The organism is Kribbella aluminosa, assembly GCF_017876295.1.
Taxonomy (GTDB): Bacteria; Actinomycetota; Actinomycetes; order Propionibacteriales; family Kribbellaceae; genus Kribbella; species Kribbella aluminosa.
Window position 1 is genome coordinate 2836022 of sequence record NZ_JAGINT010000002.1, and the last position, 20767, is coordinate 2856788.

Below are 20767 nucleotides of genomic sequence, written 5' to 3' on the forward strand. Positions count from 1 at the left end.
CTTACATAAATCGAGGTGGGATGTGCGTACTTCGTCTGCGCCGCGCTCGCTGATGAGGGCCGTCTGAGCTATGGCCGTCACGCTGCAGCGACTCGAGGTCTTCTGCGCTGTCGCGCGGAGTCTGTCGTTCTCCAGTGCCGCGCGCGAGCTGTACACCTCCCAGCCGCATGTCTCGAACCAGATCCGGCGGCTCGAGGAGCACTACAAGGTCGAGCTGTTCGTCCGCGCCCGGCAGGGCATCAGGCTCACCGACGCCGGCCTCGCCCTGTTCGAGCAGGTCGACCGGATCCTGTCCGACCTCCAGGACGCCGAGCAGGTGCTGGTGGACTTTCGGAGCGCGCGCCGGGGTGTTGTTCGGCTTGCGGCGACGACGAGCATCGGCAGCCATGTGCTGCCGGGCATCGTGGCCGGGTTCCGGCGTGAACATCCCGGAATCTCTGTTTCGCTGCTGATCGGCAACACCGAGCAGGTCCAGTCCATGATCGACGACGGACAGGTCGACGTGGCGGTGACTCCGCTGTCCGCCGGCGTACGGCCGCTCGGCGGGGAGCCGTTCCGGTCCTACGACCTGGTGGTGGTCGCGAGGGCCGGGACGGACCTCCCGGATCCGATCCCGGTGGCGGAACTGGCGGCCCAGCCACTGGTGGCCCGGGAGAACGGGTCTCGCACCCTCGAGTTGATGCGCGATCTGCTGGCCGGCCACCCGACCACCGTGGTGGCCCAGCTCACTGGGCCGGTCGCAGTGATCGAGGCCGTCTGCGCCGGCGCGGGCGTCTCCGTCGTGTCGTCGAGTGCCGCACAGATGTGGGCAGCGGCGGGACTGGTGTCGATCCTGCGCATCGCGGACCGAACACCGATGCATCACTACCACCTCGTGTACCCGCCCCGTCGTACCTTCCCGGCGGCGGCGCGCGAGCTCATCACCTATCTCCGGGGACATACCCCGCCGGCGGTCGCCTGCCCTGACGGATCGGTCAGCCCTTCATACCGGCGAATGCCAGACCCGCGATGACCCGGCGCTGCAAGGCGATGAAGAGCGCGACCATCGGCAGCATGACGAGCAGCGACACGCCCATGATCTGTGGGTAGAACGTCTGGTGTTCGCCGGTGAACGACGCGATGCCGACGGCCAGCGTCATCTTCTCCGACTGCGAGGCCACGATCAACGGCCACAGGAATGAGCCCCAGGAGTCGATCAGGGTGACCACGGCGAGTGCGGAGAGCCCGGGGGAGGCAAGCGGCAGCATGATCCGGAAGAAGATCGTCGCTGGTCCCGCGCCGTCGATCCGGCCGGCTTCCTCGAGTTCCTTCGGCAGTCCCATGAAGAACTGGCGCATCAGGAACGTGCCGAACAGGCTGACGAGGCCCGGAGCGACCAGGCCGGCCATCGTGTTGAGCCAGCCGAGCGCCTGAACGATCTGGTACTGGCTGATGAGTAGCAGTTCGCCCGGGATCATCAGGATCGACAGCAGGACGCCGAAGATGAGGTTCTTGAAGGGGAAACGCATCCGCGCGAACGCGTAGCCCGCCAGCGAGCAGAACAGCACCTGGCTGACGGTCCGGATCAGCGAGAAGACGGCGGTGTTGCGGAGTTGGTCCCAGAAGGGAAACGAGTTGATGCCGTTGACGTAGTTCTCCCAGCGCAACTCTCCGGGGAACAGTTGCTTCGGGATCGACTGCACCTCGGCGTTGGTCATGAACGACGCCGACAGTTGGTAGAGGAACGGGAACACCATCAGGAACCCGCCGATCCCGAGGATCAGGTAGGCGACCAGGTTCGATCCGTGTCGACCCGGCGCGCGCAACTCACTCATAGTGCACCCACTTTCGTTGCAGCCGGAACTGGCCGTAGGTGACCAGGGCGATGATCAGCAGCAGTACGACGCCGATCGCAGCCGCGTAGCCCTTGTCGTTGACCATGAATCCCTTGCTGTAGAAGAAGAAGACGAGGGTCTGCGTCTGCTTGATCACCGGGCTGGTGTTCCCGATCATCAAGAAGATCAGGTCGAAGACCTTGAAGGCGCCGATGGCGGTCATCACGGTGAGGAAGAAGATGCTCGGGGTGAGCAGCGGAATCGTAATGTGCACGAGCTGCCGGAATGGCCCCGCCCCGTCGAGCTCGGCTGCCTCGTACACCTCCGGGGAGATCGCCTGCAGGCCGGCGCCGAGGATGATCATGTTGAAGCCGAGGCTCATCCAGACGCCGACGATGCCGACCGCAACTACCGCGACGACCGGGGTCTGCAGCCAGTAAGGGCCTTTGATGCCGACCAGCGACAGGACGTAGTTGATCATGCCGTAGTCGCCGTTGTAGAGCAGCTTCCAGACCGTCGACACGGCGGCCGGCACCGTGACGACAGGCAGGAAGAAGAGGACCCGGAAGAAGCTCCGGAACCGGAGGCCCGGCCGGTTGAGCAGGCTCGCCAGCCAGATCGCCAACGGGATGCCGGCAAGTGCGACCGCGGCGTACAGCACAGTGTTGCCCAGAGCAACGAGGAGGTCCGGGTCCGAGAACAGCCGGGTGTAGTTCGCGGTCCCGATCCAGCTGACACCGCCGAAGGCGCCCCACTTGGTGAAGCTGAAGTACACCGACTGGGCGGTCGGCCAGACGTAGAACGCTCCGATGCCCAGCACGGTCGGCGCGACGAAGAGCCACGGCGCGAGGCCGTCGTACCGGTTCCGGCGCCGGCCAGGAGAGCGGGGCGCCTCCGGGCCCGACGGGGTCGTCCGCGAGCGCGAATCGAGGGAAACGGTCATGTCATTCCTTGGCCAGGGCGTCGTTCATCGCGGCAGCGAGCTTCTTGCCGACCGTGTCTGCGGACGCCTTGCCCTGCCACAGCGGCGCCAGGGTGGGAGCCTCGAGTTGGTCCCACGCCTTGGTGTTCTTCGACGTCGGGTACAGATAGCCGTCGGCGGCGGCATCGATGAAGGTCTTCAGGTTCCAGTTCGGGATCGTCTTCAGGAAGGCGCCCTGGCTGCCGTCGTACGCCGGGATGACCTGACCGTCCTCGGCGACCGCTGCCGCGAACTCGGGACCGGCGATCCACTTCAGCACCTCGCGGGCGGCCGCCTTGTTCTTGGACCGCGAGGAGATGACCGTCGTGGTGCCGTTGAGGACGCACTGGTTGGTCTTCTTCGTGGGCAGCCGGACGATCTGGAAGTCCTTCGCCAGCTTCGACCCGGACAGGTCGGACAGGTTGTACGACGCGGCCCAGGTCATCGCGCCCTTGCCGTTGATGAACCAGTCGGTCCCGGGGATGTCGGTCAGCTGCTGGATCGTCGGTGACGTGCCGTTGTTCAGCACGTCGCCGAAGAACTTCAGCCCTTCGATCGTCTCGGGCCGGTCATACCCGGACTTGTTCTGCTTCCGGTCGATCACGTAGCCGCCGGCCGCCGGGATCGAGTTGTAGTAGGTGATCTGCGAGTCGCCCATCGCCGGCGTGAACCCGTAGATCCCTTGTCCCTTGAGCTTCGCGCTGATCGCCGCGGCGGTCCTCAGGAACTGGTCCCAGGTCCAGTCGTCGGTCGGGTACTGCTGACCCGCATTGTCGAAGATCGACTTGTTGTAGAACAGCGCGACCGAGTCGAAGTTGTTCGGTACGCCGTACTGCTTGTCCTGCCAGACGTACCGCTCGACCAGCGACTTCGGGTACTTCGCCAGGTCGAGCTGGCCGCCGGACACGAGCTCGTCGATCGGGTCGATCATGCCCTCGGAGGCGTAGAGGTCGAACTGGACGCCGTTCATCGCGAACAGGTCGGGTGCGTTGCCCGCGCTCGCCTGGGTCTGCAGCTTGGTGAAGTAGTCCTTCCAGGGCGTCAGGGTGACCTCGAGCTTGATCCCCGGGAACTTCTGCTGAAAGGCCGGGAGCTGCTTCTTGATCGCGTTGGCCGTGTATGACTCCCAGGTGGCGAAGGTGAGGTCGGCCTTGCCGGTTTCGCCCTCACCACCACTTCCTCCGCCGCTGCCCCCGTTCCCGCCGCAGCCTGCCAGGACGCCGGCCACGGCGGACGATGCGAGCCCGGCGAGCACTGTGCGCCGGTTGATCAGGTTTCGTGTCATTGGGTATCTCCAGAAGAAGTTCTTGGATGACTGGTGGAGCCGCGTTCGAACAGCGACCACTCGAGGACCGCGCGGGTCGCGCGGGTGTCGTCCCCGAGTGCGCGGCGGCGTACCTGCCGCGCGATCTCGCCGTACTCGTCGGCCGCGCCAACGGTTGTCAGCGCCGGGGTGCTCATCGTGCCGTCCGGGATGTTGCCGGCGCCGACGACCGACAGTTCGCCGGGAATCCGGATCCCGCGGCGTTCTGCCGACTTGACGACACTGAGCGCCAGATAGTCCGAGGCGCAGAAGATCGCCGACGGCGGATCCGGCAGGTCGAGCAGATCGGACGCCGCCTGGTAGCTGCCGAGCGGCGTCGACCCGGCCGCCCGCAGAAAACCTTGGGGGATCGGGTAGCCGTTCGCCGCCATCTCGGCGAGGTACACCGCGGCGCGGTTGGGCCGGTCCTCGGTGTGGGGCTCCACCGTCAGACAGGCGATCCGGTCGTGACCCAGGCCGATCAGGTGACGCATCGAGAGTTCGCAGCCCGCGGTCGCGCGCGACTCGATGACGTCGTACCCGCCGCCGGGCAGGTTCTCGCCCAGGACGATGATCCGCTGCCCGCCGGCAACCAGTTCGTCGACGTGTGCCACGTCGACCGCGCCCCACAACCCGTCGATGAAGACCGCGTCCGGGTTCATCCGTTGCAGGGCGCCGTACCAGTTGCCGTCGGGCAGAACGAGGGCCTGTACGTCGTGCTTCTCAAGTTCCTCGCTGACGGCCGAGACAACTGCCTGCACCCAGGGATCGGAGGTGACCGTCATGGCGAGCAGTACTTGTCCCGTACGTCCGGTGCGAGTGGCCAGGGCGGAGGCGTTCGCACGGTAGTGCAGCCGCCTGGCGGCCTCACGGACCCGGAGCTCGGTGGATTCGGCCACCTTGGCCCGGGAGTCGATGCGGCTTCGACCGGTGAGCACGTACGACGCGGTCGCAATGGAGACGCCGGCCGCTCGGGCGACGTCGCGAAGGGTGACCCGTCGCATCGTGAACCATCCCGTCGTATTGCGTGTCCTCTTAATCGTTTAAGGCAGCCTGTGGGAACAGCCCGGGTCGTCACAAGGACTTCGCGATGCGCAAGGAGCAATGGCCGTATTGCAAAACGAGTCCGGAAGTATCGACGGGCCGTCCGTCGCTGAGCTCTTGGCCTTATGTGCTAACTTTCGGAATCCCTTTCGTATGCAGGAGACAGATGCGGGCGAAGAGTTTCGGTGATCTGGCGTCGAGGGCAAGCTGCCTGACGGCCCTGCGTACTCTCGGTGCCGGCACGGTCTCCGAGATCGCGGAAGCTGCCGGAACCTCGCGACAGACGGTCGACGTCGCGCTTGCCAGGCTTGCTGAGATGGGGCTCGCGGAGTACAGGGTGGACTCCGTCCTGCCGCACGAAGGCGGCGGCCGGCCCGCGCGGGTGTCCCGGTTCCGGGCCGACGCGGGGTACGTCGTCGGTGTCGATCTGATCGGTACGACGGTCAAGGTGGCGCTGGCCGACCTCGCCGGACGGTGGGTGCGAGTCGGATCCCTTCGGCCGCCGACGCCGACCAGCGATCGCCCGGCTCTCGATCCGGTCGTGGCGGCCGTGCGTGATGTCGTGGACGAGGCCGGAGTCGACCGGTCCCTGCTGCGAGCGGTCGGAGTCGGGACCTCGGGCGTGCCGAGCCCGGACGGAAGCATGCTGACGTCGCCGCTGATCAAGCCGTGGACCGAGGGCAACGTCGGCAGGCAGTTGTCGGACCTGCTCGGTGTCCCAGTCGTGCTGGACAACGACCTGACGCTGGGCGCGATCGCCGAGTCACGCCTGGGCGCCCTGCGTGGGGCGGCGACCGCGGTTTTCGCCGAGACGTTCTACAACCTGTCGGCCCGGATTCTCATCGATGGTGCCGTCGTCCGGGGGCGGAGCGGGGTTGCGGGCGAGTTCGGTGTACTGAAGGCCTTCGGTCGGCGCAGGAGCCGGCTCGAGACGTACTTCAGCGATGTCGGCCGAATGGACGAGGTGCTGCATCGACTGGCCGATGGCTCGGATGAGCCTGCTGACACCGCGGAACTGGACGAGTTGGTCGAGGCGATGGCAGCGCCGCTCGCCGGTCTGGTATTGGCGGTCGACCCGGACGTGATCGCGCTGGGTGGGCGGCTCGGCAGGTACGCGAGCGTACTCGCGAAGCCGTTGCGGGCGGCGCTCCGTGATGCGATCGAGGGTGGGCCGCCGGTCGATCCGCGCATCGTCGGTGCCGAGTTCGTGACCGAAGGCGTGCTGGTCGGTGCGATCGACCAGGCCTTCGCGCGGTTCCCGGACCGCATCTACGGGCTGGACAGCATCCAGCCACCTACGCAGCTCCTGCCGGCCGAAGCGGCCTTCGCCGTCTGAGACCGTGAGGCGCTCGAAGGGCATCGTTGTCAGCGCCGGAAACATGCGCCTCGCGGAACAGCCCGCATCACATCTGCGTGTCGCGTTCGCCGACGGCGTGAATCGAATCAGCTGACCGCAGAACCCCGCAACCTGTCGCGTTTGCTCCGTTGACACGCAGAACCAGGCCCGAGCGAACGCTCGTGCCAGCCACGTCCGCGAACCCGGCGCACGACAGCCGCAGCTTGGGCCGGGCGAAAGGCTTCCGGCTATGGCTCCTATAACCGGAAGTAGTTGCTCGGGGCCTTGACTTCGTGACCGCGCAATTTGAACATAAGTGCGCGCGCTAGCTCAGAAATACACAGAAATCATCATGATCGAAAGATCGACACCCTTACCGTCCTGAGGAGTGAGATGCGACGCTTGCTTGCTGTTTCCGTTGCGGTGCTTGCGATGGCTGTGTCACCGGCGCGGGCCGCGGTCGCCGCACCGGGCGCCGAGTCGGACGCCACCGACACCGGAACCCTCGGCGCTCGGCCGCCGATGGGATGGAACTCCTGGAACACCTTTGGCTGCAACATCAACGAGAAGCTCATCCGGGAGGCCGCCGACAGCCTGGTGTCCTCGGGGATGGCGAAGGCCGGCTACCAGTACGTCAACATCGACGACTGCTGGGCCGAGAAGGATCGAGACCCGGTCACCGGTCAGTACGTGCCGAGCCGGACACGGTTCCCGAGCGGGATCAAGGCGCTCGCCGACTACGTACATGCCAAGGGCCTGAAGCTGGGGATCTACACCAGTGCCGGCACGCTGACCTGCGCCAAGACGATGCCGGGCAGTCTCGGTCATGAGGACCTCGACGCCCGGACTTTCGCGTCCTGGGATGTCGACCTGCTGAAGTACGACAACTGCAACAACCAGGGCGTTCCGGCGAAGGATCGCTACCAGGCCATGGGTGACGCACTCCGCAAGTCCGGCAGAGACATCCTCTACAGCATCTGCGAGTGGGGCGCGAACGACCCGTGGTTGTGGGGCAAGTCGGTCGGCGGACAGATGTGGCGGACGACCGGTGACATCAACGCCTCGTGGGGCAGTGTGATGTCGATCCTCGATCAGCAGGCCGCGTTGTCGCCGTACTCCGGTCCGGGTGGCTGGAACGACCCGGACATGCTGGAGGTCGGCAACCCGGGACTCACGGTGGCGGAGAGCCGGGCGCACATGAGCCTGTGGTCGTTGCTCAACGCACCGTTGATCGCCGGAAACGACGTCCGGTCGATGCCGGCCTGGGTCCGCACGATGCTGACCGATCCCGACGTACTCGCTGTCGACCAGGACTGGGGCGGCCGCCAGGGGATGAGGATCCGCGACGACGGCGACCAGGAGGTCTGGTCCAAGCCGATGTCCGATGGCTCAGTGGCGGTCGTCCTGCTGAATCGCGGCGCGGCTGCGCAGACCATCTCGACCTCGGCCGCCGAGCTGAAGTTGCCCGAGGCGAAGGCGTACACGGTCCGGGATCTCTGGGCCAACACCGAAGCGGCGTCGAACGGCGCGATCCGCGCCCAGGTCGGCTCGCATGACGCGGTCATGTTGCGGATCACTCCCGGCACCACGACCGCATTGCCGCCGCTGGTGACTGTGGTGGTGCAGCCGTCGGCACCGTACGTCGAGGACAACGCACCCGTGAAGGTGCAGGTCAAGGTGTACAACGACGGTACGTCGAGCATCGACGGTGTCCGTGTCGATCTGACCGCTCCCGAGACCTGGACGGCGAAGCCTGCGGGATCGACTCGGATCGCCTCGATCAGGGCCGGCCAGATCGGCAGCGCGACCTGGTCGGTGAGTGCGGATCGTCCCGACGCCGGGCCGGTAGACCTCGGTGCAAGCGCCAGTTGGCTGTGGCGACGGAACGCGTACTCCGACGGTGGCGCAGGCCGCTTCGTTGTCGCGACCCGGCCGCCCGCCGGGGAATCGAACCTCTCGGATCTGACCCTGCTCTCGTCCCAGAACGGGTGGGGCCCGGTGGAGCGGGACCAGAGCAACGGTGAGGCCGGAGCCGGTGACGGGAACCCACTGACGATCGCAGGTGTCCAGTACGCCAAGGGATTCGGGACACACGCCCCCAGCTCGATCGACTTCTTCCTGGGGTCGCATTGCTCGCGCCTGACGGTGACCGCCGGCATCGATGACGAGGTAGGCGACCAGGGACGAGCCGGCTTCGAGATCCGCGGCGACGACGCGGTACTGGCCTCCACCGAGGCAACCGGTGCCGGGCCAGCGGTCCCACTGACCGTTGACCTTACCGGAGTGCAGCACCTGGAACTACGCACCACGAACGTGGACGGCCCCAACTTCGACCACACCGACTGGGCGCAGCCGAAGATCACCTGCGCCTGACAGAACCTCCCTTGGCCTTGCTCAGGTGCCGGGCAGGCCAAGGGCAGGCAGTTCCTCCAGGGCGGAGGAGGGCACTACCTACCACCGTGCCGTTCTGAGCACGGCGGAACAGCAGGACCAGCACAGAATCACTGGAGGAGTCATGAAGTACACCCGTCGTGGTGTTGTGGTACCCGTTGTCGCGGTCGGCGTCCTCGCCGCCCTGCTGGCCGGCTGTTCGAGCGGTGCAGAGTCCTCCGGGGAGGCGACCGTGAGCGCGCCGAAGTCCGGCAAGCTGACGATCGCGCTGCTGCAGAAGCAGGGCGATCAGCAGTACTTCGTAGACGAGGCGACCGGTGCGAAGGACGAGGCCAAGAAGTTGGGCGATGTCGAGGTGAAGGTGATCGACCTCGGTACGGACGCCAACAAGGCGATCAGCGAGCTCGACAACGTCATCGCTCAGAAGGTCGACGGTATCGCGATCGTCGTTCCGGACCAGAAGATCGGCCCGCAGGTGATCGATGCGGCCAAGGCGGCCGGGATTCCGCTGGTCGCGTCCGACGACGCGATCTCGTCCGGTGACGGCAAGCCGGCACCGTTCGTCGGCTTCGATGGCCATGGCATGGGCATGGAGGTGGGCAAGAAGGCGGCCGAGCTGTACAAGGCCGCGGGCTGGACCGCCGCCGACACCAGGATCATCGCGGGCTGGAAGCAGGACCTGAAGACGTGTGGAGACCGGGTCCAGGGTGCTGCCGAGGCGTTCAAGGAAGGGATCGGCGGCGGCGAGGCGCCGAAGACAATCGAGCTCGGTACCGACAACTCGGTGGGTGACGCGCTGAACAAGACCGGTGCGGCGCTGACCGACAACCACGCCGTGAAGCACTGGGTGGTCTGGGGCTGCAACGACGAGAACGAGACCGGCATCGTCACCGGCCTGCAGAACGGGAAAGTTGCCCCCGACAACATCATCGGTGTGGGGCTCGGTGCGTATCTGACCTGCAAGGACTGGAAGGCCGGACAGACGACCGGCAACAAGGCCGCGCTGTACATCGGCGGCCCGGCGGTCGGCAGTGCCGCCGTCCGGGTGCTGACCGAGAACCTGCGAGGCCAGAAGCCGCTGCCGGAGAGGACGATCGCCAAGACGCAGATCGTGGATGCCAAGACCTGGCAGAGCAGCGGCCTGGTTTGCACCTGATCCGGACGGGAGCCGACACAGTGGGCGCAGTACAACCCTCCGCTTCCGAGGTTCTGGTAGCGCGGGGCATCACCAAGAGATTTGTCGGCGTTCGCGCGCTGACGCAGGTCGATCTCGCCGTCCGCGGTGGCGAGGTCCTCGCCCTGATGGGGGAGAACGGCGCGGGGAAGTCGACGTTGCTCAAGATCATCACCGGTGACTACCAGCCGGACGAGGGATCGCTGATGCTCGACGACGCCGTCGTCGGGTACTCGTCGCCGGCAGGGGCGCATCGCGCCGGAGTCAGGGTGATCGCCCAGGAGCCGGAGATCGTCCCGCACGTCGACGTGGCGGAGAACGTGTACGCCGGTGCGTTGCCGCGCCGCGGCCGGATGTACTCGCGGCGCCGGGCGCACGAGCAATGCGCCCGGGACATCGACAGACTCGGTCTGACCGGGTTCCTGCGGCCCGGCACGCTGGGCCGGCGGCTGTCGCCGGCGCAACGCCAGCTCGTCGAGATCATGCGCGGCCTGGTCGGCGCGGTCCGGGTGGTCGCGTTCGACGAGCCGACGTCGTCGCTGTCCGATCACGAGGTGGAGATCCTGTTCGGGCTGATCCGGCGCCTCCGCGACGACGGCGTGGCGGTGATCTACGTCTCGCACCGAATGAAGGAGATCTTCGCCGTGGCAGACCGGATCGCGGTCCTGCGCGACGGTCGGCTCGTCGGTGTGCGCAGCGCCTCCGAGACCAACGAGGACGAGCTGGTCCGGATGATGGTGGGCCGCGAACTGCAGGCGATGACCCGTCCCGCCCGGAGCCCTGGTGAGGTCGTCCTGTCGGTGGAGAACATGACAAGCGACGAGGTCCGCGGCATCGACCTCCAGGTTCGCCGGGGCGAGGTGGTCGCCCTGGCGGGGCTGGTCGGCGCGGGCCGGTCGGAGTTGGTGCGTGCCGTCGTCGGCGACCTGCCGATCCGCTCCGGAGCCGTCCGCATGAACGGGCGCGCGCTGCGTCTGCGATCCCCGCACGACGCCGTTCGTGCCGGGATCGGCTTCGCCCCTGAGGAACGCAAGGCCGAGGCCCTGGTGCTGGAGCGAAGCGTGCGGGAGAACATCTCGCTTGCTGTCCTGGACCGCATCCGGCAGTTCCGATTCGTTCGGCGGCGGCGCGAGCAGGAGTTGGTCAGCGGCTACGTGAGTTCGCTGCGGATCAAGACTCCGAGCGCGGAACAGCAGGTCCGCAAGCTGTCCGGTGGCAACCAGCAGAAGGTGGTCTTGGCCCGCTGGCTGGCTCGCGATCCCGAACTGCTGATCCTGGACGAGCCGACCCGCGGCGTCGATGTCGGCGCGAAGGCCGAGATCTACACCGTGATCAACCAACTGGCCGAGCGCGGTACGGCGATCCTCGTCGTGTCGTCGGAGCTGCCCGAGGTAATCGCCCTCGCCGATCGCGTGCTGGTGATGCGGGAGGGTCGGATCACGGGCGAGCTGCCGGCCGGCCCGACCGAAGAGCAGATCCTCGCGTTGGCCATGACGGCCGATTCGCAGAACCTGAAGGAGAGCCCCGCGTGAGCGCCAACAATGACACCGTGCCGGTCCGTGCAGATCAGGACGGTGAACACCGTGACGAGCAGGCGGATGCTTCGCTCGCAGCCAGCTCGGCGCCGCGGCGGATCCTGGACGCCGTCGGGGTTCAGAACGTGAGCCTGCTGATCGCGCTGGCCGTCCTGGTCAGTTTGGTCGGCAGCCGGTTCCCGTCGTTCTTCAGCCTCGCGAACTATCAGGTGATCGGCAAGGCGGTCTCGGTGATCGGCATCCTGGCCGTGGTCGAGACCGTCGTGATCATTCTCGGTGGCCTGGACATCTCGGTCGGCTCCGCGGCCGGCGTGGGCTCAGTGGTGACGGCCCTCGTGTTCATGCACACGGGCAGCAGTTCGGTGATCGGCATCCTGGCCGCGCTCGGGGTGGGTGTTCTCGCCGGGCTGGTCAACGGCTGCGTGATCGTCTACGGACGGGTGAATCCCGTGGTGGCGACGCTGGCCACGCTGGCGGCGTACAAGGGGGTCGCACAGTTGATCTCCGACGGCCGGGCGCAGGGATACACGGGTGCCGACCCGGTGTTCGTCTTCATCGCCCGGGGTGCGATCCTCGGCATTCCGACCCTGATCTGGATCTTCGTAGTGGTCGCAGGCCTTGCTCATCTCGTTCTGCGCTACACCGATCTCGGCCGCAACATCTACGCGATCGGCGGCAACGACACGGCCGCCCGGCTAGCCGGCATCAACATCAACCGCTACATCATCGCGGTGTACGCGATCACCGGGCTGGCCGCAGCCTTGGCCGGCGTCATGATCACGGCCCGCACCGGATCGGGTCAGCCGGTTTCCGGCAGCGAAGGTCTCGAACTGCAGGCGGTGACCGCGGCCGCGCTGGGTGGATGTGCTCTCCAAGGCGGTCGGGGCACGATCGCCGGAACGGTGCTGGCTGTCGTCCTCTTGGGCGTTCTCGACAACGGAATCACTCTGTTCGGCGTGAATCCGTTCTGGCAGAACGTTGCCCGAGGCTCCCTTCTGGTCATCGCCGTGGTCATTCAGCAGCTTCGCAACGGCGAACGCCGGGTCGGGATGCCGACCTGAGCGTCCGGCTCTGGAGATCGGACAAAGCCGCCGCCGGAACACGTGATTTGGCGATGGCTTTGATGGCGAAAGCGGTGGAGTCGAGTTCTTGCCGGCTGATGGCAGCGAGGTAGTCCGCCGTGGAAAGCGTGGAGCAATTTTCGTCGTCCGGAGAGTCTTGACGTCACGGGACGGAAGAGGCACCATCAAGCAGGCAATATCCTATAGGATTCAGGAGTCAGTCCCATGATCGTGTCGTCGTTCTGCCGGAAGGCTGCTGCGGGGCTGGCCCTCGTCGCGCTGGCCGCGACCGGATGCACCACGAAGAACCCGAGCGCCACCGGTAGCGCCACGACCGGAGACGACGCATCCACGAAGTCGTCCTCAGGACCGGTGACCCTGAAGGATGGTTCCCAGGTGAAGCTGGCGCTGATCCCGGGCGGCGCGCACCCGTACTTCCAGCCGTGGAAGACCACGGCCGACCAGGACAAGACCGAGTTCAAGCTCGGCGCTGTCACGTTCAACGAGACCGGCGAGTGGGACCAGGGTAAGCAGAACAACGTGATCAACTCGCTGGCCGCGCAGGGGTACAACGCGTTCGGGATTTTCGGGGTGTCGCCGACCGACATCAACTCGACGTTCGAGGACCTGAAGGCGAAGGGTTTCGCGGTCGGTTCGCTGGCGTCCTGCCCGGCCGGTGACACCAACTCGGCCGACTTCTGCCTGTCCACCGACGTGGAGACCGCGGCGTACAAGGCGGCCAAGGCAACGATCGCGGCGATCGGCGGCCACGGCACGATCGTCCACCTGACCGGCAACAACGTGGACTCGAACACCCAGCGCCGGATTGCCGGGGTGAAGAAGGCGGTCGCGGAGACGAACGGCAAGGTCACCGAGCTGCCGGTGATCACCGACATTGACAAGGACCTGTCCACGGCGCAGAAGGCGGTCGCCGACCTGCTCGCGGCGCAGGGCACGAAGATCAACGGAATCGTCACGACCGCGTACAACCCTGCCGTGGCCGCCGCCGACGGTGTTGCCAGCAGCAAGCTTCCGATCAAGGTGGTCGCGATCGACGACGACGCGAAAATCCTGGCCGGCATCAAGTCCGGGGGAGTGGCCGCGACCGTCACGCAGAACCCCGTCGGTCAGGCGTACGTCGGCGGCTGGCTGCTGGCTCTGCTGCAGTCGAAGCAGTGCACGATGAAGGACCCCGGCGTGATCGTGGACTCCGGGTCGTTCGTCGTCACCAAGGCCAACGTCGACACCTACGACCAGGAGCGGCAGGCGAAGACCAAGGAGCTCCAGACCGAGTTCGCGAGCCACCTGACGTGTTCGTGAGCGATCGCAAGGGTTCAGAGCTCGCGGACGGGCTTGTGTCACCGACGGCCGCCGCGGCACTGCAGGAGCCTGATGTCCCGGTCGGGAAGGCGGAGAGCCGGCGCGTCGGCGGACTGGTGCCGTGGTGGGCGAATCAGCGGATCGGTCTGCTCGTTCTCGTGGTCGCGTTGTCGGCGTTGTTCGGCGTTCTGCGGCCCGCGTTCTTCAATCAGCAACTGGTGATCTTTCCGTTGCTTCGGGATATCGCGATGTTCACCGTGGTCGGCCTGGCGCAGCTTTGCGTGCTGTCGATCGGTCACATGAACCTCGCGGTCGGCCGGATGGCTGCGTTCTCGATGATGATCACCGGCATCTCGTACGATCTGTGGCATTTCACCCTGTACGCCGGTCTGGTGATCGGCCTCGTCGCCGGAGCGGCGATCGGGGCGCTGGCGGGCTGGGTGATCGCTCGGACCAGGGTCAACTCGTTCGTGGTGACGCTGGCGCTGGACTTCCTGCTGCTCGGCCTGATTCCCCTCGTGTACACGGCCCTGACCGACAACGCGGCGTTCGTGACCAGGCCGCCGGGGATGCGGGAGCTGCGCAACTACTCGCTCGCCGACGTGTGCGTCGGCAACGTGTGCGGCTCGCCGGCGGTCCCGCAACTGGCGCTGTTCGCTGTGGTCGCCATGGCCGTCGTCGGGTGGATCTACAGCCGGACGAAGCTCGGCCGGGAACTGCTGATGACTGGTGCCAGTGTGCGGGCTGCCGAGTTGTCCGGGATCCCGACCGCGCGTCGGGTGATCGTCGCGCATGCCATGTCGGGCAGTCTGGCCGCGCTGGCCGGGTTCATGCTGGCCGTGTCCACAGGCTCTATTAAGGCAACCATCGGTGAGGAGTTCATGCTTCCGTCCTTCCTGGGCCCCATCCTTGGAGGAACGCTGCTGGCCGGCGGCTTCGTCTCGATCTGGGGAACGCTGATCGGCACCGCGCTGACAACGGTGATCCGCAAGGGCCTCGATCTGCTCGGTGTCGGCCTGGAGAGCCTGAACATCTACCTGGGTCTGATTCTGCTGGTAGCTCTGTCCACCGATCGAATCCGGGCAAAGTTGTCCGACCGGCAGGGGGTGCGAGAACGATGAGACGCTTCGCGCGGTCCACGGAAATGACCTTGCTGGCCATCTGCGTCGTGTTCTTCGTCGCTCTCGTGATCGCCTCCGACGGCGAGCTGCTGGCGGCGAACTCGTTGCGCGTGCTGCTGCAGTTCCTGGCCGTGCCGGTGTTGATCGGGCTGGCGCAGATGGTGGTGCTGGCCGTCGGGCAGCTCAACCTTGCGGTTGGGGCGATCGGTGGGTTCGCGGCGGCCGCGATGGCTGTGCTGATGGCGGATCACGGCGTACCGGCTCCGTTCGCGTTGCTGATCGGGTTCCTGCTCGCGGCGGTCGCCGGCCTGGTGAACGGCGTCCTCGTGGTGCTCACCCGGATCAACGGCTTCATCGTCACGCTCGCCACGATGACCGTGCTGATCGGCGTGCAGTACCGGATGGTCGGCACCCGCACCGTCGACGCCTATCCACAGGCGCTGAAGATCTTCGGGTCCTCCGCCCTCTTCGGCGTCGTCCCGTGGATCTTCATCGTCGCGCTGATCGTCGCGGGCGGGCTGTCGGTTCTGCTCCGCCGTACCGTCCCCGGCCGGAAACTCCTAGCCTCCGGCGGGAACCCGATTGCGGCACGCCTTTCCGGAATCTCCAACGACCGCTCGGTGATCGTCGCGCACACGCTGTCCGGCGCGGTCCTCGGGGTCGCCGCGATCCTCACGGTCGCCTCCTCGCCGGGGGTGAACAAGAGCATCGGCGGCGACTGGCTGCTGCCGTCGTTCGCGGCGCCGATCATCGGTGGCGCGTTGCTCACCGGCGGATCCGCAGTTGTGCTGGGGACCGTGCTGGCCGCGTTCATCGTGCGGTTCGTGGACACCGCGAGAGCGGAGTTCTCGCTCGAGCCGTCCTGGGTCAATTTCGTGGTCGGCGCTGTGGTTCTTGGGTCGGTGGTCCTGGGGCAGGTCCGCACCCGGCGCCAACAACGGCGTACCGTCGTGAAATCCCCTGACGTGACCGTCGCCGGAGGTGTGTCGTGACGCTGTTCGAAGCCGAGCGAGTGGAGAAGGTCTTTCCCGGTGTACGGGCCCTGGACGGCGTCAATCTCTCGCTTGAGCCCGGTTCGGTGCATGCGCTGCTCGGTGAGAACGGCGCTGGGAAGTCGACGCTGATCAAGGTGATCACCGGGCTGTACCGCCCCGACGGCGGGCGGCTGCTACTGGACGGACAGCAGGTGTCCTTCGGCTCGCCGCACGAGTCGGCGTCGGCAGGCATCGGCGTCGTCCACCAGGAGCGCAACCTGATTCCCGGCTTCACTGTCGGTGAGAACATCCTGCTGCAGCAGCTCCCGACCTCGCGCGGGCTGGTCGATCGCACAGCGATTCGCTCCGAGGCGGCGCGCTGGCTCGCGGAGCTGGACCTCGAGCTGGATCCGGATCTGCCAGTGACGGAGTTGTCCGTAGCACAAGCGCAACTGGTCGAGATCGCGAAGGCCCTGTCGATCGAGAGTCGAGTGTTGCTCCTCGACGAACCGACGGCCTCCATTACTCCGAGCGAGGCCGAGCGGCTGTTCCGCGTCGTTGGCAAGCTCAAGGATCAGGGCTGCGCGGTGCTGTTCGTCAGCCACAAGCTCGAGGAGGTCTTCGAGATCTGCGACACGGTCACGGTCCTGCGCGACGGAGCATCCGTGCTCGAAGGCGGTCCGCTGTCCGACCTGACCCGCGACGAGGTTGTCGACCTCATGGTCGGTCGTGTCCACGAAGCCCTCGTGCTCCCGCCACGAACGGTCGACACCACGGCCGAGCCCCTACTGGAGTTGTCAGGCCTGAGTACGGCGACCGGGCACGACGGCGTGGATCTCGCTGTCCGGCCGGGGGAGATCGTCGGGTTGTACGGACTCGTCGGCGCCGGCCGCAGTGAGCTCGCGAAGGCCCTGCTCGGACTGGACCGGATCACGGCGGGCGAAGTTCGCGTGCGCGGCGCCGCGGTCCGAATCCGGAACGTCCGCGACGCACTGAAGAACCACAAGATCGGGTACGTCAGCGAGAACCGCAAGGAGGAAGGCGTCTTCCTCGAGCAATCCGTCGGCCGGAACATCGCGGTCACCGTCTGGGACCGGCTCCGCGCGGGGATCGGCCGGTTGCCGGTACTTCGTTACGTTCCGAAGCGGGCCGAAGCGGACTTGGTGTCCGACTACGTGGAGCATCTGGGTATCAGGATCGCGTCGCCGGCGCAGTTGGCCGGAACTCTGTCGGGCGGCAACCAGCAGAAGGTGTCGCTGGCGAAGTGGCTTGCGGCGCAGACCGAGATCCTGATCATCGACGAACCGACCGTCGGCATCGACGTCCGGACGAAGGATGCGTTCCACACGCTGATCTGGGACCTGGCCGCGAACGGCCTGGCCATTCTGCTGATCACCTCGGATCTGCCGGAGATGATCACGCTGGCTGATCGGGTTGTCGTCATGCGGGACCATCGCGTTCGCGGCGAGGTGGTGAACAGCCGCGACTACGACACCATGAGCCAGCGAGTCATCCGCCTGATTCACGCCGAACCGGCGCCCGCAGCCTGAGCAACGGGACGCCGTCTCATCGAGTACATGCTGAATCCTCCGACGCCCGGCTGGACCGGCCCCGACCGAGGATTCGCCGATCTGTTCGCCCACCAGAGGAGTCGCACATGGGATACCCGGCTGAAGGCTCGTCCCGCCCCAATCACGAAGAGCGCGGCAACCACATCGCAAGGCGGCGCGTCCTCCAGGCCGCTGGTCTCACCGGCCTGGCGACGTTCGCGCTACCGGTCTTCGAGGCGCACGCCGCCGTCGACCGACCGGCAGACTGCCAACTCGTGCCGGACGAGGAGGCACTGCGGCTCTGGTATCGCACACCGGCGGAAGAATCGATCATCATCGAGGAAGGCCTCCCGATCGGCAACGGACGACTCGGAGGTCTGATCGGCGGCACTCCAGCGGATACCGCGCTCTTCCTGACCGACGCGTCATTGTGGAGCGGTGGTCGCAACACCACGCTCGACGGCGCGGGACAGTTCCCGTACGACAGGTCGACGTTCGGTACCTTCCAGTTACTCGCCAAAGCCCGGGTGCTCCTGCCGGACCACACACCCGATGTCGTCACCGACTACCAGCGATCCCTCGACCTGAGCAACGGCCTCGTCGTCACGACGTACCGAGTGGGCGAGGTCGCCTACCGCCAGGAGTGCTTCAGCAGCCACTCCGACGACGTCGTCGTAGTACGCATCACGCAGTCAGGTGGAGGATCGCTGACCGGATCGGTGGCCGTCGAGGGCACGCGCGGAGAAGTTGCGGTCGTCGACCGGTCCGCATCGACGACGTCGATCACGGACGCTCTCGACAACGGCCTTCGGTATGCAGCGGTGGCGGGCGTCTCGACCGACGGCGGGACTGTCGGAACGGGCAGTTCGACGGTGACATTCACTGGGGCGTCCGAGGTGCTCGTCGTGATCAGCGGTGGGACCAACTACCGGCCTGATGCTTCGATCGACTACCGCGACACACGGGTCGACCCCGGGACGGTCGCGCGACAGAAGTTGCGGACGGCGTTGCTCGAGCCCCGGTTGGTCGAAACCCACGTGGCCGACTACCAGCGGCAGTTCGGCTCGTTCTCGCTCCACCTTGGCGACTCGACCGCGCAGCAACGAGCCCAGGACACTGCCGCAAGGCTTGCCTCCCGAGGCGCCCCAGGTGCGGCGCCTGACCCTGAGTTCGATGTGCTCTACCTGCAGCTCGCCCGGTACCTGACCATCACCGGATCCCGGGCGGGCCTCCCGACGAACTTGCAGGGCCTGTGGCTCGACACCAACGAGCCGGACTGGATGAGTGACTACCACACCGACATCAACATCCAGATGAACTACTGGCCGACGCACCGATTCGGGCTCGCCGAGCATGCCGAGCCGCTACTCGACTACTGCCTCGCACAGCTTCCGCAGTGGTCGAAGCAGACACTCGAGCTGTTCAACGATCCCCGCAACCGGTTCCGCAACACGTCCGGGCGGGTCGCCGGCTGGACAGTGGCGTTCTCTACGAACGTCCACGGCGGTAACGGTTGGTGGTGGCATCCGGCCGGCGGGGCGTGGTTGTGCCTTGAACTGTGGCAGCACTACGAGTACACCCTCGACAAGCGGTTCCTCGCGCGACTCATGCCGCTCCTGCGTGGCACCGTCGAGTTCTGGGAGAGCCGGCTGATCGAGCGCACCGTTGGCGAGGGAAGCGATCAACGGACCGCGCTGCTGGCCGACAAGGCATGGTCGCCCGAGCACGGGCCTCAGGACGGGATCGGTAACACCTACGACCAGGAGCTGGTGCACGCGGTTCTCGGATGCTTCGTCGAAGCGTCGAAACTTCTCAATCGGGACGTGGAGTTGGCGGGCCGGGCTCAGCTGATGCGCGAGCGCCTCTATCTTCCCGAGGTGAGTCCCAAGACCGGCTGGCTCGAGGAGTGGCGGAGCCCGGACAATTTGGGCGACGCCCAGCACCGGCACCTGTCCCCGTTGATCGGTTGGTACCCGGGTGACCGGATCCGCCTGGACAACCAGCCCGCTGCGTACATCGCTGGAATCCGCAACTTGCTGGAGGCCCGCGGATTTGACAGCTACGGCTGGGCCTGCGCGTGGCGCGCGGCCTGCTGGGCGCGGCTGAAGGATTCCAACCGCGCCTACAAGACCATCTCCAACGTACTGCGTCCCGCACACGGGCACCTGGGCGGGACAGGGATCAACCTGTTCGACCTCTACCGGACCAACCGGTACATCTTCCAGATCGACGCCAACTTCGGGATCCCGGCTGCGATGCTGGAGATGCTGGTCCACGCCAAGCCCGGAGTGGTCGATCTGATGCCGGCCGTCCCGGCTGCCTGGAACGACGGCAGCGTGCGCGGCATGGGGGTGCGAGGTGGATTCACGCTCGACATGACCTGGAAGGCCGGGGCGCCGATATCGGTGACGCTGCACAGCGTGGGAGGCACGGCTACCGAACTGCGAGTCGGTGACTGGAAGCGGAGCGTCCACGTGCGGCCGGGAGGGTCGGTCACTCTGCAGCCGCAAGGCGTCCCATACCCGCCGCCGCCTCCGCCACCCGAACCCGCTCCGGCAAGTGTGATCAAGAACGTGCACAGCGGACTTGTGATCGATGTCTCCGGCGGCGGCTCGAACCCCGGCGCTGCGATCGATCAATGGCCGGATGTCGGCTCCACCAACCAACGCTGGCAGCAGGTACAGACCAACAACGGCTTCGTCATGCTCCAATGCGTCAGGTCAGGCCAGGTCATCGACGTGCCGAACGCGGCTACCGCGGAAGGAACCGACGTCGTGCAATGGACGACCAGTGGCGCCCCGAATCAGCAGTGGATGATCGAGAACACCGGTTCAGGACAGATGCGCATCGTCAGCCGGATCACCGACAAGGTACTCGGCATCGCCGGTCAGTCGGCCCAGGCAGGCGCAGCCGTCGAGATCCAGGCCGACACCGGCCATCCCAGCCAGCGATGGACCATCGTCCAGGAATAGCCATGCACCATTGCCCAGGACTGCTCCGGTGGAGGTCGCCACCGGACCTGATCGTTGCCAAAGGCCCCTGATTGACGAGTAGATGTATCGGGCGGTAACCACTGGCGATGCGTTCGTCGCCCCGAGCATGATCGTGGTCGGCGCGCCGACAAGTTACGCCCTACCCGTGGCCGATCCCTGCCAAGCCCGGGATCGGCCGATGGCCGGTCAG

General features: G+C 66.4%; 15 protein-coding genes. 11 read left to right on the plus strand and 4 right to left on the minus strand.

Features of this window, described 5'->3' with window-relative positions; translation table 11 throughout:
• Positions 1-70 precede the first annotated feature (70 nt).
• The gene (locus JOF29_RS34885) at positions 71-1012 is read left to right on the plus strand and encodes a LysR family transcriptional regulator (protein ID WP_209698619.1); all 942 of its coding nucleotides are present in this window, start codon (positions 71-73) and stop codon (positions 1010-1012) included.
• Here JOF29_RS34885 and JOF29_RS34890 read toward each other — a convergent pair.
• Genes JOF29_RS34890 through JOF29_RS34905 form a run of 4 tightly spaced genes read right to left on the minus strand, consistent with a single transcriptional unit; the run spans position 975 to position 5082 of the window.
• Positions 975-1814 (minus strand): carbohydrate ABC transporter permease, encoded by an 840-nt coding sequence (locus JOF29_RS34890; protein WP_245359748.1) that lies wholly within the window; start codon positions 1812-1814, stop codon positions 975-977. The two genes, JOF29_RS34885 and JOF29_RS34890, sit on opposite strands and share 38 nt — an antisense overlap.
• A complete protein-coding gene (locus JOF29_RS34895) occupies positions 1807-2757 on the minus strand; it encodes a carbohydrate ABC transporter permease (RefSeq protein WP_209698620.1) in 951 nt (316 codons plus the stop codon). The genes JOF29_RS34890 and JOF29_RS34895 overlap by 8 nt, the downstream gene beginning before the upstream one ends.
• A 1-nt stretch (position 2758) precedes the next feature.
• Positions 2759-4060, minus strand: coding sequence for an ABC transporter substrate-binding protein (locus tag JOF29_RS34900; protein WP_209698621.1), 1302 nt, complete (start codon positions 4058-4060; stop codon positions 2759-2761).
• A complete protein-coding gene (locus JOF29_RS34905) occupies positions 4057-5082 on the minus strand; it encodes a LacI family DNA-binding transcriptional regulator (RefSeq protein WP_209698622.1) in 1026 nt (341 codons plus the stop codon). The genes JOF29_RS34900 and JOF29_RS34905 overlap by 4 nt, the downstream gene beginning before the upstream one ends.
• A gap of 206 nt (positions 5083-5288) precedes the next feature.
• Between JOF29_RS34905 and JOF29_RS34910 the strand changes: the two genes are divergently transcribed.
• The 10 genes from JOF29_RS34910 (at position 5289) to JOF29_RS34955 (ending at position 20556) form a co-directional block, all read left to right on the plus strand.
• Positions 5289-6458: an ROK family transcriptional regulator gene (locus JOF29_RS34910; protein ID WP_209698623.1), complete on the plus strand. Its 1170-nt coding sequence runs from the start codon at positions 5289-5291 to the stop codon at positions 6456-6458.
• A 432-nt stretch (positions 6459-6890) separates the two neighbouring features.
• Entirely contained in the window at positions 6891-8831 is a 1941-nt protein-coding gene (locus tag JOF29_RS34915; protein WP_209698624.1) for an NPCBM/NEW2 domain-containing protein, read from the plus strand.
• Positions 8832-8973: 142 nt separating this feature from the next.
• Complete coding sequence (locus JOF29_RS34920; RefSeq protein ID WP_209698625.1) at positions 8974-10005, plus strand: substrate-binding domain-containing protein; 1032 nt, start codon at positions 8974-8976, stop codon at positions 10003-10005.
• Positions 10006-10025: 20 nt separating this feature from the next.
• The gene (locus JOF29_RS34925) at positions 10026-11555 is read left to right on the plus strand and encodes a sugar ABC transporter ATP-binding protein (protein ID WP_209698626.1); all 1530 of its coding nucleotides are present in this window, start codon (positions 10026-10028) and stop codon (positions 11553-11555) included.
• Complete coding sequence (locus tag JOF29_RS34930) at positions 11552-12619, plus strand: ABC transporter permease (RefSeq protein ID WP_209698627.1); 1068 nt, start codon at positions 11552-11554, stop codon at positions 12617-12619. The genes JOF29_RS34925 and JOF29_RS34930 overlap by 4 nt, the downstream gene beginning before the upstream one ends.
• A 225-nt stretch (positions 12620-12844) precedes the next feature.
• Positions 12845-13939, plus strand: a complete 1095-nt coding sequence (locus JOF29_RS34935; RefSeq protein ID WP_209698628.1) for a sugar ABC transporter substrate-binding protein — start codon at positions 12845-12847, stop codon at positions 13937-13939.
• Positions 13936-15060, plus strand: coding sequence for an ABC transporter permease (locus JOF29_RS34940; protein ID WP_307863846.1), 1125 nt, complete (start codon positions 13936-13938; stop codon positions 15058-15060). Before JOF29_RS34935 ends, JOF29_RS34940 begins: the two co-directional genes overlap by 4 nt.
• Positions 15057-16052 (plus strand): ABC transporter permease, encoded by a 996-nt coding sequence (locus JOF29_RS34945; protein WP_209698629.1) that lies wholly within the window; start codon positions 15057-15059, stop codon positions 16050-16052. The genes JOF29_RS34940 and JOF29_RS34945 overlap by 4 nt, the downstream gene beginning before the upstream one ends.
• Positions 16049-17584, plus strand: coding sequence for a sugar ABC transporter ATP-binding protein (locus JOF29_RS34950; RefSeq protein ID WP_209698630.1), 1536 nt, complete (start codon positions 16049-16051; stop codon positions 17582-17584). Before JOF29_RS34945 ends, JOF29_RS34950 begins: the two co-directional genes overlap by 4 nt.
• Positions 17585-17691: 107 nt before the next feature.
• On the plus strand, positions 17692-20556 hold the full coding sequence (locus JOF29_RS34955) for a glycosyl hydrolase family 95 catalytic domain-containing protein (protein ID WP_209698631.1): 2865 nt from the start codon (positions 17692-17694) through the stop codon (positions 20554-20556).
• The last annotated feature ends 211 nt before the right edge of the window (positions 20557-20767 follow it).